This window comes from Lacticaseibacillus paracasei subsp. paracasei (assembly GCF_000829035.1).
Lineage (GTDB): Bacteria > Bacillota > Bacilli > Lactobacillales > Lactobacillaceae > Lacticaseibacillus > Lacticaseibacillus paracasei.
The window spans coordinates 2,862,813-2,876,472 of the sequence record NZ_AP012541.1 but is presented as its reverse complement, the minus strand read 5'-3'; the positions used below and the strand labels follow the sequence as shown (position 1 = coordinate 2,876,472).

14 protein-coding genes and 4 pseudogenes are annotated in these 13,660 nt (G+C 46.3%); 15 read left to right on the top strand and 3 right to left on the bottom strand.

Annotation, left to right across the window (positions count from 1 at the left end; translation table 11 throughout):
• Positions 1-284: 284 nt before the first annotated feature.
• The 5 genes from rlmH to LBPC_RS14120 all read left to right on the top strand — a co-directional run bounded on the left by rlmH (position 285) and on the right by LBPC_RS14120 (position 3,322).
• Positions 285-764: a 23S rRNA (pseudouridine(1915)-N(3))-methyltransferase RlmH gene (gene rlmH, locus LBPC_RS14140; RefSeq protein ID WP_032781151.1), complete on the top strand. Its 480-nt coding sequence runs from the start codon at positions 285-287 to the stop codon at positions 762-764.
• A gap of 190 nt (positions 765-954) precedes the next feature.
• The gene (locus LBPC_RS14135) at positions 955-1,416 is read left to right on the top strand and encodes a GNAT family N-acetyltransferase (protein ID WP_003662436.1); all 462 of its coding nucleotides are present in this window, start codon (positions 955-957) and stop codon (positions 1,414-1,416) included.
• 41 nt (positions 1,417-1,457) lie between these two features.
• On the top strand, positions 1,458-1,958 hold the full coding sequence (locus LBPC_RS14130) for a GNAT family N-acetyltransferase (RefSeq protein ID WP_003662438.1): 501 nt from the start codon (positions 1,458-1,460) through the stop codon (positions 1,956-1,958).
• 90 nt (positions 1,959-2,048) lie between these two features.
• On the top strand, positions 2,049-2,570 hold the full coding sequence (locus LBPC_RS14125) for a GNAT family N-acetyltransferase (RefSeq protein WP_003576872.1): 522 nt from the start codon (positions 2,049-2,051) through the stop codon (positions 2,568-2,570).
• The gene (locus LBPC_RS14120) at positions 2,567-3,322 is read left to right on the top strand and encodes a tyrosine-protein phosphatase (protein WP_003585954.1); all 756 of its coding nucleotides are present in this window, start codon (positions 2,567-2,569) and stop codon (positions 3,320-3,322) included. Before LBPC_RS14125 ends, LBPC_RS14120 begins: the two co-directional genes overlap by 4 nt.
• On the opposite strand, the pseudogene LBPC_RS14115 reads toward LBPC_RS14120, so the two are convergent.
• Positions 3,305-4,340 (bottom strand): annotated as a pseudogene (locus tag LBPC_RS14115) (NADP-dependent oxidoreductase). The gene LBPC_RS14120 and the pseudogene LBPC_RS14115 sit on opposite strands and share 18 nt — an antisense overlap.
• 231 nt (positions 4,341-4,571) lie before the next feature.
• Here LBPC_RS14115 and LBPC_RS14110 point away from each other — a divergent pair.
• Positions 4,572-4,856: pseudogene (locus LBPC_RS14110) on the top strand (HAD-IIIA family hydrolase); the annotation flags it as partial.
• Positions 4,857-4,860: 4 nt separating this feature from the next.
• Here the strand turns inward: LBPC_RS14110 and LBPC_RS14105 are convergent.
• Positions 4,861-5,660 (bottom strand): IS5 family transposase gene (locus LBPC_RS14105; RefSeq protein ID WP_371859054.1). Its coding sequence is split into 2 segments (ribosomal slippage): positions 4,861-5,381 and positions 5,381-5,660, totalling 801 coding nucleotides; the frame shifts between segments, so codons are not numbered across the junction.
• 70 nt (positions 5,661-5,730) lie between these two features.
• On the opposite strand from LBPC_RS14105, the pseudogene LBPC_RS14100 reads away from it, so the two are divergent.
• The 6 genes and pseudogenes from LBPC_RS14100 to LBPC_RS14075 form a co-directional block, all read left to right on the top strand.
• Positions 5,731-5,973: pseudogene (locus tag LBPC_RS14100) on the top strand (HAD hydrolase-like protein); the annotation flags it as partial.
• 10 nt (positions 5,974-5,983) lie between these two features.
• Positions 5,984-6,484 carry a GNAT family N-acetyltransferase gene (locus tag LBPC_RS14095; protein ID WP_003662443.1) on the top strand — a complete coding sequence of 167 codons (501 nt, stop codon included), beginning with the start codon at positions 5,984-5,986 and terminating at the stop codon, positions 6,482-6,484.
• A 36-nt stretch (positions 6,485-6,520) separates the two neighbouring features.
• Positions 6,521-7,252 (top strand): annotated as a pseudogene (locus LBPC_RS14090) (GNAT family N-acetyltransferase).
• A 100-nt stretch (positions 7,253-7,352) separates the two neighbouring features.
• Entirely contained in the window at positions 7,353-7,607 is a 255-nt protein-coding gene (locus LBPC_RS14085; RefSeq protein WP_003568143.1) for a hypothetical protein, read from the top strand.
• A gap of 170 nt (positions 7,608-7,777) precedes the next feature.
• Positions 7,778-8,098, top strand: a complete 321-nt coding sequence (locus LBPC_RS14080; RefSeq protein ID WP_003662448.1) for a DMT family transporter — start codon at positions 7,778-7,780, stop codon at positions 8,096-8,098.
• 79 nt (positions 8,099-8,177) lie between these two features.
• Positions 8,178-8,927 (top strand): class I SAM-dependent methyltransferase, encoded by a 750-nt coding sequence (locus LBPC_RS14075; RefSeq protein WP_016365311.1) that lies wholly within the window; start codon positions 8,178-8,180, stop codon positions 8,925-8,927.
• Positions 8,928-9,506: 579 nt separating this feature from the next.
• Here LBPC_RS14075 and LBPC_RS14070 read toward each other — a convergent pair.
• Complete coding sequence (locus LBPC_RS14070) at positions 9,507-10,439, bottom strand: DHH family phosphoesterase (protein WP_003662450.1); 933 nt, start codon at positions 10,437-10,439, stop codon at positions 9,507-9,509.
• Between the two features lie 102 nt (positions 10,440-10,541).
• Between LBPC_RS14070 and LBPC_RS14065 the strand changes: the two genes are divergently transcribed.
• From LBPC_RS14065 to LBPC_RS14055, 3 genes are all read left to right on the top strand, one after another.
• Complete coding sequence (locus LBPC_RS14065) at positions 10,542-11,609, top strand: endonuclease/exonuclease/phosphatase family protein (RefSeq protein ID WP_003568135.1); 1,068 nt, start codon at positions 10,542-10,544, stop codon at positions 11,607-11,609.
• Between the two features lie 327 nt (positions 11,610-11,936).
• On the top strand, positions 11,937-12,773 hold the full coding sequence (locus LBPC_RS14060; RefSeq protein ID WP_003568133.1) for a PTS mannose/fructose/sorbose/N-acetylgalactosamine transporter subunit IIC: 837 nt from the start codon (positions 11,937-11,939) through the stop codon (positions 12,771-12,773).
• Positions 12,766-13,602 (top strand): PTS system mannose/fructose/sorbose family transporter subunit IID, encoded by an 837-nt coding sequence (locus LBPC_RS14055; protein WP_003568131.1) that lies wholly within the window; start codon positions 12,766-12,768, stop codon positions 13,600-13,602. The genes LBPC_RS14060 and LBPC_RS14055 overlap by 8 nt, the downstream gene beginning before the upstream one ends.
• Positions 13,603-13,660 lie beyond the last annotated feature (58 nt).

Below are 13,660 nucleotides of genomic sequence, written 5' to 3'. Positions count from 1 at the left end.
CGTGAACAGGCCCGGTTAGAAACCGGAGCATAAGCGGCCTCAAGCCTAAATGGCTGGGCTTTGGGAGGTCCTTATGTGCAGGTTTCTGGGCCTGCGAACGCGTTTTGAAGCGACTACACGCGAGCGGCTTAGCCGTTTTGTTTTTGTTGGGCGTCCCTACATCAGCTCTCAACGATCCCAACCAGTTTGTTGTTGGATGCATTGCTGGTCGACCCAGAACGTCTGGTATACTTGAAACAGAAAAAAATCGGTCAAACAACGAGACTATGGGAGATCATACCAACATGAACATTAAGATCATTGGCGTAGGTAAATTAAAGGAAAAGTATTTTCGCGACGGCATTGCTGAATACTTAAAGCGCATGGATAAATTCGCTAAGGTTAAGATCGTTGAAGTTGCCGATGAAAAAGCCCCAGAGAATCTCTCCGAGGCTGAGATGGCTGATGTGAAAGTTAAAGAAGGCGACCGTATCTTAGGCAAAATTAAGGATAAGGAATGGGTTATTGCTTTGGCGATTGAAGGCAAGCAGCGGCCATCCGAAGTTTTCGCGAAAGAAATCGCCGATCTTGGAACCTATGGGCATTCCGACATTACTTTCGTGATCGGTGGGTCGCTGGGCTTGTCGCCTGCAGTCATGAAACGTTCCAATGATACTTTGAGTTTTGGCAAGTTGACCATGCCGCACCAATTGATGCGCTTAGTCTTGATGGAACAGATTTATCGAGCCTTTATGATTAATATTGGCAGTCCCTATCATAAATAGGGACAACGTGAGGATCGCCGACTGGTTTTTAGTTGACAGCCGAGTAAGCCAATCAGCTGGATTTGATATTGACAAGAAGAAACGGGGTTTTGAGCATGACACCAGAAACATTTTTCGCCCAAGCTAAGCAGGCAATCGGCTTGCCAGCCGCCACACCGCTCCAAAGTGCCTATCAAAAAGGAGTCGTTTGTTGATAATCAGATCCTACCAGCCAAGTGACGCTGCACCTACCTTGGCGCTTTTTAGAGACACCGTTCAAAAAATCAACGCGAAAGACTATACCGCTGATCAGATTGCCGTTTGGGCTGGCCATGAGCGATCGCTTGCGGCGTGGCATGCCAGCTTCATGAAACACGTGGCGCTGGTAGCATTGGATGAAGCCGAGACAATCATTGGGTTTGCTGACATGGCGTCTGATGGCTACTTGGATCGGCTTTACGTCAGTGCGGCGCATCAGCGTGAAGGGGTCGGCAAACGACTAGTGGCGGCACTTGAGCAACGAGTCGGGTCATCGCAGTATACAGCTTATGTTTCGATCACCGCTCAGCCGTTTTTTAAGGCGATGGGCTACAGTACGATTCGAGAACACCGCGCCTTCATCGGTACGACATCTTTTCGCAACTGCTTAATGGGAAAAAAGGTGCGAATGTGACAGCAATTGGTTAAAAGCGGCACTGATGGCTTGAAGTTACGATGCAGCTAAAGTTTCACATGAAAACAGTGAATTCAGAGGTTAAGATGACAACTTATACGATTCAACTAGTAACCCAGCCAACACCCCCGCAACTTGATCGAATTATGGCGATCTGGCTACAAGGTAATTTGCAGGCCCATGATTTTATCCCAGCGGACTATTGGACTGGAAATGTGCCGCTGGTGCGTGATCAGATTAGCAAGGCAACACTTTGGCTTGTTCAGGATCAGCGTGATCATGACATCATTGCTTTTTGTGGCCTGCAAGATAACTACATTGCTGGTTTCTTTGTTGATGAGCAGGCCCGCGGAAGAGGCGTGGGGGCAGCGTTGATGGCCAAACTGCAACAGACCTATCCTAAGCTGACGTTAGCGGTTTATCAGAAGAACATAGGCGCAGCTCGTTTCTACCGTCGACATGGCTTTACGCTTTTAAAGCAAGATCGGGATGAGACAACTGGACAATTAGAAGACGTCCTGGTCTGGCAACAACCACGGTGAAACATAACGATATTTCCCTAATGGATGAATAAGTGTGATAAATTAGTCACAACTTGATAAAGCCAAAATTGTTTCGTGAGGTGATCAGTTATGATTCAAATTCGCCGATTTCGACCAGCAGATGCAGCAGAAGTCGCACAAGTTGTTGCCACCACATTAAACATTTCCAATAGCCAAGATTATTCATCAGCTTATCTTGAAGCTACGATTAAGCGAATGTCGCCGCAATTTTTCTTAGACAAAGCCGAGCAGACTCATTTTTATATTGTTCATGACGGTAATCGCATCGTTGGTACTGGTGCGATTGGGTCGTACTGGGGCAGTACAACTGAATATAGTCTTTTTGATATTTTTGTGTTGCCAACGTATCAAAAACGCGGAATAGGAGAGCTTATCATTCACACGTTGGAGCATGATGTCTATTTTCGACAGGCGGAGCGTGTTGAGATTCCGGCGTCAATCACTGCTGTAAATTTTTACCGACACATGGGTTATACCTTTAAAAAAGGTCACGAAACGGTGGACGAAGAACAGCTTTATCGGCTAGAAAAATTTCCACATCAGCAAACGGCATCATCGTCTTCGTCGCAGCAACAGGAAGGGGCATCGTGACGTTGAAAAAGATTACAAATTTCCGGTCACTAGGCGGGTACCAGAACGCCCACGGTCAAATGGTGAAGGATGGGTTGATTTTCCGTTCTGGGCAGCTTTTTGAATTAGAGGATGATCAAAGTCACTACCTTGGTCAGACGCTAGGAATTAAGCACATTGTGGATATGCGCAGTGACGACGAGCGGACGGAATTTCCGGACACAGTGTGGGAAGGGGCGGACTATGCCGTGTTGGACATTCTCAAGGATGCGACCGCCAATAATGCTAGCCTTGGGCGCATGATTACAGAGAAGGGCAATGTTCATGAAAATATGCTGGCGACTTATGAGCAGTTAGCGCTGAGTGATTCGGCCAAGACTGGGTATCGCCAGTTTATTCAAGGTTTGTTGCGCCCAAACGAACCCACCATTTTCCATTGTTTTGCAGGCAAAGACCGCACTGGCGTTGGCGCCGCATTGATTTTGAAAATACTGGACGTGAGCGAGCAAGACATCATGGCCGATTATCTTCAGACCAATGCTGAGCGCACAGTCGCCAATGAAGAGATTCTTGCTGGACTCAAAGAACGGGGTTTTACTGATCAACAGTTAAAATCAATCGGAGAAGCCCTGAAAGTTGATGCGGATTATCTGAGGCGTTATTTTCAAGTAATTGATCAGCAATTTGGGTCATTTCAGCAATACTTGCGCGAAGGACTCAAGCTATCGGCAGGTGAGATTGCACAATTTCGCGATTTATACCTGCAAAAGTGAGTTAGGGTTATCGACCAGCTTTAAAATGATTTTTCCTTTGGCGTGACCAGCCTGTGAATAGGCAAATGCCTTTGGTAATTCAGCAAAAGGGAAAATCCGATCAATAATGGGGCGTAGCTTGTCACTTCCGACAAACTCGCTTATTTTTTTAAGTTCTGATCCGCTGGGATGCATAAATAGAAAACGGTAGGAGACACCGGTTTTTCGAGCGATCTTGCTGATATGGTGATTTGCCAAGCGAAAGGCTACTTTTTTCCGAATAGGGACGTTATAAGCATCGCTAAACTTTTCATCAGGGATGCCAGACGCTGACAATCATGCCGCCGGGTTTGACGATTTGGAACGCATTCGCAAGACTGGTGCCGCCGAGTGTGTCAAAAACGCCGTCATAGTCCGACAGAACATCCTGAAATGGCACACGGTGATAATCAATGACGTGATCGGCGCCTAGTGATTTAACAAAAGCGATATTCTGACTACTCGTGGTGGTGGCGACCTCTGCACCAAGGGCTTTGGCAATTTGAATCGCGACGGTACCGACACCACCGGCTCCGGCTTGAATCAGAACTTTTTGACCAGGCGTTAAGTGCATCAAGTCGTGTAGCGCTTGATAACTGGTGAGACTGACAAGGGGTAAGGCGGCAGCTTCTTCAAATGTCAGCCGACTGGGTTTCAAAGCAATATCGTGTTGATCAATCGCAAGAAAATCTGCAAATGTTCCGATCCGGTCTTTTTGTGGTCGGCCAAAAACGGCGTCGCCGACTTTAAAACGAGTCACGTTGGTTCCGACTTTTGTGACGATACCTGAAAAATCGCTGCCAAGAATCAATGGCATCTGGTATTTTAATAATAGTCGCAGCTTGCCGTCTTTCGTTTTGAGATCAATTGGATTAATGCTTGCTGCCACAATGCGCACCAAAACATCATTTGGTCGCACAGTGGGTAAAGGGACATTTTGAATTTCAGGCATAGCCTGTTTATAATGCGTGATAAGCGCGGCCTCCATGGTTTTGGTCATGACATATTCCTCGACTAATGGTTTATTTTTTTGAACTAATAACAAGGAATATAGAGCACTTGCATTTTAAAGTCAATTATCAAGGTGTCGCTTAAAAAAACACGCCATGAACCATGTGGGGATGATATTGATCTACGGAAATGTTCGGATGGTTGGAAACGCATCACTGACATATAATGAAAGCAATTCAATGGAATTAGTTGTTTGATACGACTGAAAGGAGCCTCACACTTGGTCATCAAGACAGTTTTCATTGATCGCGATGGCACCATAGGCGGGGACGGTCATTTTATGGCGATTCATCAATTCGAACCTTATCCCGGCAGTGTGGCGGCCATCCGATCTTTGCGAATGGCTGGGTTGCAAGTTTTTGCGCTGACGAATCAGACAAAAATTGCTGCTGGTCAGTTGGACGAAGCCGCGCTGCGCATCTCGTTACTTGAAATGGGATGTTCTGATGCCTTTATTTGTCCACATGCTGAGAACGCTGGATGTCCATGTCGAAAACCTAAGAGCCTGTTTAGTGTCTTTTGAGCATGAAGCGAAGAAAGGCTAACGTTATCATCATTGTACTAGTGTGAAGCTTGCGTTCGCAGTTTTTCCAGAGGCGACGGCATTTTTCTAGCCAGCCAAAGCTTCGCTCAATCACCCAACGTTGTGGGGTTACATGGCCATGCTTTAAATCACTTTGCTTGGCAATGATGACATCTGCACCGATGCTATTGCCAACTAAGCTGGCAAACTTATCTCCCGTATAGCCGCCGTCAACCATGATTCGCTGGACAAGGTCAAATTGATCTGCATGTAACATCAATAGCGAACTAGCAGCGTCACGATCAGATACGTCACCAGTGGTGACGTGAATTCCTTGGGGCAATCCTTGATTATCAACAGCTAATGTCCGTTTGATACCTTTAATCTTTTTGCCGCCATCATAACCTGAATTCTCTGCTGTGTCCGTGTTTTTAACACTTTGAGCATCCAGTATCAGGAACGAAGTTCTAGTTGACCGGCCTTGGCTAAATCGTAGGAAAGCGACAGTTTTTTTAAAACCCTGGTTAATAGGGCCATCTCGATTGGGTTCTCTTGTTTTGTCCAAAGCACCCAGTAATAATAAACAGTTTGCCACTTTGGAAAATCACTCGGGAGATCACGCCAAGTACACCCATTTTTCATGGTATACAGCATTGCACAAAAGACATCGTACAAATCAATTTGTCTTGGTGCAGTATGTTTCCGTGCATCTTCAAGATCAGCTCGAATGAGGTTAAATTGGTCACGCGTAATATCGCTACCATATCGATGGGTAAAAGTTCGCATAGTTAGCTCCAGTTTTTGTGCAAAGCATACCTGAAATTTAGCTATTCCGTAAAGACACTAAACAGGCTCTAAGACCGGTCTGATTGCACAAGCACATCTTCGCTATCGTTTTGCGAATCGTGATGCTGTGATCGTTGGTGATAGTTATCTGGCTGATATGCAATGTGCCATTAATGCTGGCATCTTGGGGATTCATGTCGCAACAGGGCGTGGAGATGCAGGTTATCAAGAGGTGGCGGGTTCGTTTGTTGAATGTGCCAGTTTGGCGGATGCTGCGACTTGGATTTTGGCTCAGCAAGGTAACGGTAAATGAGGCGAAGAGAATGACTGCTAAAGTGAAGGTTATTGAAGCCACAGCTAGCTCTGATTTTGATGCTATTCGGCAGGTTTACTACGTGACGTGGCAGGACGCATACCACGGACTCATATCAGATGACTTTTTGGCGCACCTCTCACCGGCCAGTTGGCACCCGGAACGGCGCTGGCAAGACACGCTGTTAGCAGTTGATGACAAAGATAAAATTGTTGGTGTTTGCAGCTTTGGTCCAGCGCGGTTGCCGGATTTTAACGGCTGGGGTGAGCTTTATTCAATTTATGTGCTGCCGCAGTTTCAACACACAGGTGTCGGTGCTGTCATGATGACGCGGGCATTACAACGCCTGCATGAGAAATTTGACCAGTTTTATATTCGTGTTTTGGATAATAATGTATCTGCGCAGAAATTCTATCAGCATTTTGGCTTTAGCGTGACAGATCAGATTATGGAAGATACGACCAAGTTTGGGACGATTCGCGAACGTGTCATGGTTAAGCAAGACCCTTGAAAAGTAACGCCCAACATTTTAAATCTGGAGGATGAGATGTCACTTATCACGAAACAATTAGCACTGGATTTGCAAGTGCCAGCATCGCGGCTGCAAAATACAGGAAATCTTTTCGTGACTAGACCGCCTGTGCCGACTGCCCGCAGTTGGGCGCGTGATGTTGGTGACATTGTCATTCGCAAAGGACGACTATGGGTGCGCACAACGAAGCCAGAGGTCACAGCTGCCTTAGCAGATGCTTTTGGACAGGCAGACGGGGCGTGGTTCCTTGAAATGAAAACCGTAGAGCAACTCACCGAATTGCTTCGGAATTTTGGGTTAAAAGTGACCAATATGGCACCTTTCTTCGTGCCGAGTAGCCAGCTAAGTCGCCAATTAACCGCGGGCATGCATTTAATTGAAGCGGATGCGATTCCGAAATACCAAGCCAATCATGCGATCAAAATGGCGTTTGGTTATGATCCAGCGGCACCGGATCGCCTTGGGATTGGCTACGAACTAGACGGAGACCTCGTGGCCGTAGCAGGCGCCAGTCAAAATGGCAGGTACTGTTGGGAGATCGGCGTTGAGCTGCTTGACCCTGCCTTCCGTCACCAAGGCATTGCCAGCCGGTTAGTACAGCAACTAACCGCTGAAATCCAGCATCGACGCCAAGATGTCTTGCCACTTTATGGGACCCAATTCTCCCATGTGTAATCAATGAATGTTGCGATTAGAGCGGGTTTTGTGCTGGGATGGACAGAGCTGCTGATTGGCAAAGCTGTTTAAAATGGTGCCTTGGATCAAGTGAAGACATAATATGGTTAAGAAGTACGGATAGAATGTTTTGCAAAATAACTAAGGTATGCGCTCGAAATGGGGTAGCGTTATGGTACACATCATCGGGGTTCTTTTGGGTGTTTCAATCACATCAATGATTATTTTCTGGATCATGCGCACTTCAAAGGGACCAATCGACCATCGTACAAGAGCGTTGTTGTGGCTTGTAATGGCATTGGTGGTGATTGGCAATCTTGCTGGGCATCTCATGGTTGTTGAACATAGCAAATGGGCGCTGGCTTTTACTTGGTCGTTTGCATTTGCGCAACTCATCATTTTGTGGGTCATTGCGCGGAACTTTTAGCAATTTCCTTGACGCAGTTGTCAATATGTGAAAAAATAACATCAACATTTATTTAAATAGCAGTCACTACCGGGTGACAGTATCGCAACCGCATTAGGTCAATGCAGCGGTTGCGTATACTGTCGCCTTTTTGTTTTGAGGCTGCAAAATGATACGAGGAGGACACATTCATGCAGTGGTTCTATTTAGTTTTAGCAGGTGGTTTTGAAGTCGTTTGGGCAACTTTTATGAAAATGTCGCATGGTTTTAGTCGTTTGGGATTTACGTTAGCGACTTTGGCCGGGATGGTTTTAAGTTTTTGGTTCTTGGCCCTTGCCGTTAAACATCTGCCATTAAGTCTGGCGTACCCGGTTTGGACCGGGATCGGCGCTGTCGGATCGATTATTGTTGGTGTGGTCCTGCTTAAAGATCAACTGCAACCAGCGACTTGGTTCTTCATCGCACTGCTTGTGATTGGGATCATTGGGATTAAAGTGACGAGCGGCGATTAAGGCGAAGATGGTTGGGTATAGTGGTAAACTGACCTCATGAAAACGCTGGTGTAACGACGTGATGAAGAGGGATGACACAATGCAGACAATCGAATCAGAGTGGCTTGCTGAAAGTCAACAGGCCATGCGTGGCTGGGACTTTAGCCATTTAAAGGGACGTTGCCAAACCGAAGAACTGCCGTGGAATTATTCGGCCTGGGTTCGTCGACATTTGAAGCCAAGTGATGAGTGGCTCGATATGGACACAGGCGGTGGTGAATTAATGCAGACTTTTCAGCATCCTGTCGAAAAAACAACCGTCACAGAAGGTTGGCAACCTAATATTGATCTGTTAAAACGCACGTTGGTACCGCAAGGCGTTACGCTATATCCGGATCCAGAAGAACGATTGGCGCAGGTTCCTGATGAGCATTTTGACATTGTCACCAACAGTCACGGCGGTTTGCCGATACGCGACATTGCCCGTGTGTTGCGGCCGCATGGTCTCTTTATCTCACAACAAGTCGGCGCAACTAATAATTACAGTCTGTCACGGTTTTTGAATGCCAACTATGTACCAGCTTTTCCAGATAATAATTTACCGCAAGTTATGACCGAGTTGCGGGAAGCGGGCTTCGAGATTCTGAAATCAGACGCGGCCTTTGTGAAAATGAATTTCACTGATGTTGGCGCAATTGTTTATTATGCCACGGTTATTCCATGGGAGTTTCCGGATTTTGATGTAAAAAAAGTAATGCCGCAGTTGCATCAACTTCAGAAGATCATCGATAGCCAAGGTAGCGTGACAACGTTTGAAGACCGATTTATTGTTTTAGCAAAAAAGAATTAATAGGGATAAAATTAGATAGGAATAGGAACATATTAGCAACGTTTTTAAACTAAATGGATAAAAAACGTTCGTTATAGTTTCTCTTTATCTATGTCTGTCCCACAACCTTTGCTATAATCAAACATGGCAACTGCCCTGGGAGGGGGGTGTGACCGTGATTGATTTTCTAAATCAGATTATCGCCCCGCTCATTGTGGGAGTGGTACTCCTGCTGCTCGAACATAGGTTGAATGATCGGCGATAGTCTTTGCAGTTGCCTTCAACCCACACGCCCGTCGTCCACGATTTATCGCAGCGGGTGAAAAAAATAGCCGTTTCCCGTACAGGGGAAACGGCTATTGTGATGTGACCGTAAAAGTTTTTCTAAACCAAAGTCATTATATCATGGATTTGTTGACTGACAAGGTAGAAAACACACTAGTACGTGTCAACTTTTCCTCGATTCTAATATTTTACCGTATTTTTTGAAAACCAAGTCTACCAGTCGTTATCACAACAGCTATCCATTAGAAATGAGGCAACGCTCTGGCTTTGGGGTTTAGATCATTCGTCTGGGCCATTACCATTCTTCAGGACACCTTATAACGATGCAAGTTCCTCTTCAATAGCATGAAGTTCAGCAGCATTATCTGCCACGGCGCCGCTTGCCAGCGGATGGCCGCCACCACCGTGTTGAACGGCCAGCGTATTGATTTCTTTGGTTTTGCCGCGGAGTTCAACCCGATAGCTGCCATCAGTTCGTTCGGTGAAGACCACCCAGCGATCAATGCTGGCTAGCTTGCCGATATTGCCGACTGCGCGCTGTTCTTCGCCATACGCAAGGCCAAATTGGGCGAGCAGGGCCTTTGTGATGAGGAGCGATCCGGCGCCAGTGTCAGTGATTTTGACATTTTCTAAGGCCCAACCAATCAAGCGGCCAACATTTTCCGGGAACTGGTCTTCTTGACGGCCAATTGCGGCGGCATCGATGCCGGTTGCAAGTAGGTCAGCAGCAGCTTGGTGGGTGCGGGCGGTTGTTAAATCATACAGAAAACGGCCAGTGTCACCAATAATGCCTGCGTAGAGTGCTGTGGCGGCTGCTTTGGTGAGTTGCAGCTGTGGGCTGTGACGTACTAAGTCCCACACCATCTCTGATGCACTGGAAGCATGGGTGTCAACCCAGTTGATGGTGCCAAGCTGATCTTCATCCAGATGATGGTCAATTTTGATCAGCATCGCTCCTTGATCAAAATGATCACCGGCAATGCGTTCGCGATTAGAAGTATCAATCACAACGACGAGCGCACCAGTGTAAGCTTCAGCGGACACTTGTTGTTGTGGTCCGATCCAAGCTAAATCGGGGGCGGCCGGTCCCGCTGTGTAGATGGTTTTGGCAGGATAAGCGGCACGCAGCAGCAAGGCTAATCCGGTTTGTGAGCCAATCGCATCAGGGTCAGGATTAATATGACGATGGATAATAATGGTGTTGAATTTTTCGAAAGCAGCTAAAATGCTGTCAGTTTCAGTCGACATGGCGATCCCCTTTTTATAAAAAAGTCTATCCTCATAGTACTGGTCTCAGAGGAAAAGACAACTGCTATAATAAGCAAAACAACTATTTTGGGAGGAACGACGGTGAAACGAATTTTGAAATGGGTTGGCGGCATTCTCGGTGTCTTGTTGTTGGCCGCCGGCGGATATTTGATTTATTTATTCACCACTTATTATCGCGTGCCTGATGATCAGGCGCTAAAAGTGAAGAACCAACAAAGTACGCAGTTTAAACCGGGCCAGACTTATACGGCGATGACTTACAATATCGGGTATGGTTCCTACCCGCCAAGTTATAGTTTTTTCATGGATGGCGGCAAATATTCGCGAGCCTACAGTAAAAAGTCCGTGCGTACCAGCATTAATGGTGTGATCAAAACCACGCAGGCGCAAAATCCTGATGTTGCTTTCTATCAGGAAATTGATCCGGATGGTGATCGATCACAACATGTGAATGAAGTGAAGATGGTCACTGGGGCGCAGCAACAATACGCCAATATATACGGTCAGAATTATGATTCGGCTTACTTGTTCTACCCGTTCACCCAACCGATCGGCAAAGCGAAGTCCGGTATTCTAACGTTAAGTAAAGCCAAGGTCGATAGCTCCCGGCGCTACAGTTTGCCAGTGGACACTGATTTTAACAAAATCATTGATCTGGACCGAGCTTTTACGGCAACCAAAACCACGGTGGCGAATGGTAAACAATTCGTCATGGTCAACATTCATATGTCAGCATTCACACCGAACGTCAAGATTCAGCAGGCACAGTTCACCAAGTTGTTTAAATATATCGAACAAGCGTATCAGCAAGGTAATTATGTGATGGTTGCTGGCGACTACAATCATCGCTTGTTAAAAAATACCGCTGAAATCTTCCACACAAAAGATCTTGATGAAACGTGGACCCATCTTTTCCCGAAGTCCAAACTCCCTGCAGGTTTTCATATCCCGACCATGGGCTTGGCCAAGGCTGCCGTGCCGTCAGTTCGAGCCTTGGATCAACCGTATCAACCGGGTAAAAGTTTTGTGACGTTAATCGATGGCTATATTCTTTCGCCTAATATTAAAGCTGAAAGTGTGCATGTCGTTTCGACAGGTTTCCAGTATTCCGATCACAATCCGGTGGTGTTAAAGTTCCAATTACAATAACAGGCTTACTAACCTCGTCCATGAGGCGGCGTTTTTTTCGGCAAACTGTACAAAGTGGACTGAGAAAGCATCGTCATGATGGTTAATTTCAAAAAATTCTTTTTAAGAAATAAGATGCGCCCGCTACCTGTTGTAGTACAGAAGAATGCTGCTGTGTCTCATATGAAGTAAGCCTTTTTTTAGAAAATGGTACACCCGTATTGACGCTGTTTTTTTAAGAAACTAAATTTCAATGTCAATTATTCTTACGCAAATACTTGAAATACAGTTTCATATGGCGGCATAATTGACTTGATTCATGACATCCTATTAGGGAGGGGAAAGATCATGTCAATATCTGCTTTTGCACTTATTTTCTTGACGATCTATGTGGGCATTGCACAACTTGATGCATTGTCTGTTAAGATCGGATTATTCTCGCCAGTGTTTGGCGGGGCGGTAACTGGTCTAGTTATGGGTGATCTCAAAACCGGCTTGATTGTCGGCGCAACGCTGCAATTAGCCACATTGGGGGTTGCAACGTATGGCGGTGCAACCGTTCCTGACTTTCTTTCTGGATCCATCATGGGCAGTGCCTTTGCGATCATGTCGGGTCGGGGCGCGGCTTATGGAATTGGCTTGGCGATTCCAATCGGCTTACTGCTGACACAAATGGATATTTTGGCGCGGATGACGAACACAATTTTCCAACATCACGCTGACCGCTTAGCTGAAAAAGGCGACTATAAAGGGGTTGAGCGCAATAACCTTTACGGGATTATTCCGTGGACAGTTTCACGAATGCTACCGGTTTTCGTTGGTTTGTTCTTCGGTTCCGCGGTTGTTAAAGCGATCAACGCTTGGATCCCAGCATGGTTGATGGTTGGTTTGAAAACAGCCGGGATTATCTTACCAGCGATGGGGATCGCGATCCTGATGCGGTATCTGCCACTCAAACGCTATTTTCCATATTTCATTCTCGGATTTGTTTTAATGGCTTATTTCACGAAAACATTCTCCTTGCTGGGCACAGCGCTGGTTGGCTTCGTCTTCGCGGCACTACATGTTTTAGATGCCAACGACCGCAAGCGCAACGAATCGAATAACCACGGCCCAAGCAACCATAACAATGGCGGCAGCAACGGCGGCGATGATTCCGATGAGGAGGTCGAGATCGATGTCTGAACTGAAATTAAATAAGATAACTAAAAAAGATCTCAAGCAGATTTTCATTCAAAACGTGTTGGGTCTGCAATTGGGATGGAACTACGAAAAAATGCAAGGTCTTGGCTATGCCTACTCTGTCATGCCAGCTTTGAAACGGTTGTATAAAGACGATCCTAAGAAAATGAAACAAGCCCTGAACATGGAAATGGGCTTCTTCAACACCACGCCGCAAATGGCACACTTAATTGTCGGCGCGGATGTTGCTTTGCAGGATCAGTTGGGAATGAACGATGAGAATGAAAAAGCGATCACTGGTCTGAAAACTGGCTTGATGGGTCCGTTCGCTGGCGTCGGTGATACGATTTTCGTGGCAATTTACAATGCGATTATCTATTCGATCACCGCATATCTAGCTTTGTCGAATCAACCAATCGGGTTACTCATTCCGGTCATTGGTTGCTTGGTCATTTTATGGGTTCGCTGGAAATTGTTCCAAGTTGGCTTGTCACAAGGGACCCGGCTGGCAACAACCTTTGCGGATAGCATGGCGACTTTCACGGAAGGTGCTTCTATCCTTGGGTTAACGGTTGTTGGCGCGATGATTCCGGCGGTTATCAACTACAAGCTTGACCTGACCTATAAAGTCGGCAAGGTCACGATGAATGTGCAAGACATGCTTGATAAAATTATGCCAGCACTGATTCCACTAGCAATTGCCTTGTTCTCATACTGGATTCTGGGTCGCAAGCATATGAACTCAACGCGACTAATTTTTGTCCTGATTCTGATCGGGATGGTGTTGGGCAATCTGGGCGCCATCTTCGGCTGGATCGGTAGTTTAGTTTAAAATCATGATAGGCGAAAAACACGGGCGCGATGATATCGGCCCGTGTTGTTTGAAAGGA

Coding starts and splice junctions, on each gene's coding strand:
- rlmH (WP_032781151.1), top strand. CDS start 285: ATGAACATTAAGATCATTGGCGTAGGTAAATTAAAGGAAAAGTATTTT.
- LBPC_RS14130 (WP_003662438.1), top strand. CDS start 1,458: ATGCAGCTAAAGTTTCACATGAAAACAGTGAATTCAGAGGTTAAGATG.
- LBPC_RS14125 (WP_003576872.1), top strand. CDS start 2,049: ATGATTCAAATTCGCCGATTTCGACCAGCAGATGCAGCAGAAGTCGCA.
- LBPC_RS14095 (WP_003662443.1), top strand. CDS start 5,984: ATGACTGCTAAAGTGAAGGTTATTGAAGCCACAGCTAGCTCTGATTTT.
- LBPC_RS14085 (WP_003568143.1), top strand. CDS start 7,353: ATGGTACACATCATCGGGGTTCTTTTGGGTGTTTCAATCACATCAATG.
- LBPC_RS14080 (WP_003662448.1), top strand. CDS start 7,778: ATGCAGTGGTTCTATTTAGTTTTAGCAGGTGGTTTTGAAGTCGTTTGG.
- LBPC_RS14075 (WP_016365311.1), top strand. CDS start 8,178: ATGCAGACAATCGAATCAGAGTGGCTTGCTGAAAGTCAACAGGCCATG.
- LBPC_RS14070 (WP_003662450.1), bottom strand. CDS start 10,439: ATGTCGACTGAAACTGACAGCATTTTAGCTGCTTTCGAAAAATTCAAC.
- LBPC_RS14060 (WP_003568133.1), top strand. CDS start 11,937: ATGTCAATATCTGCTTTTGCACTTATTTTCTTGACGATCTATGTGGGC.
- LBPC_RS14055 (WP_003568131.1), top strand. CDS start 12,766: ATGTCTGAACTGAAATTAAATAAGATAACTAAAAAAGATCTCAAGCAG.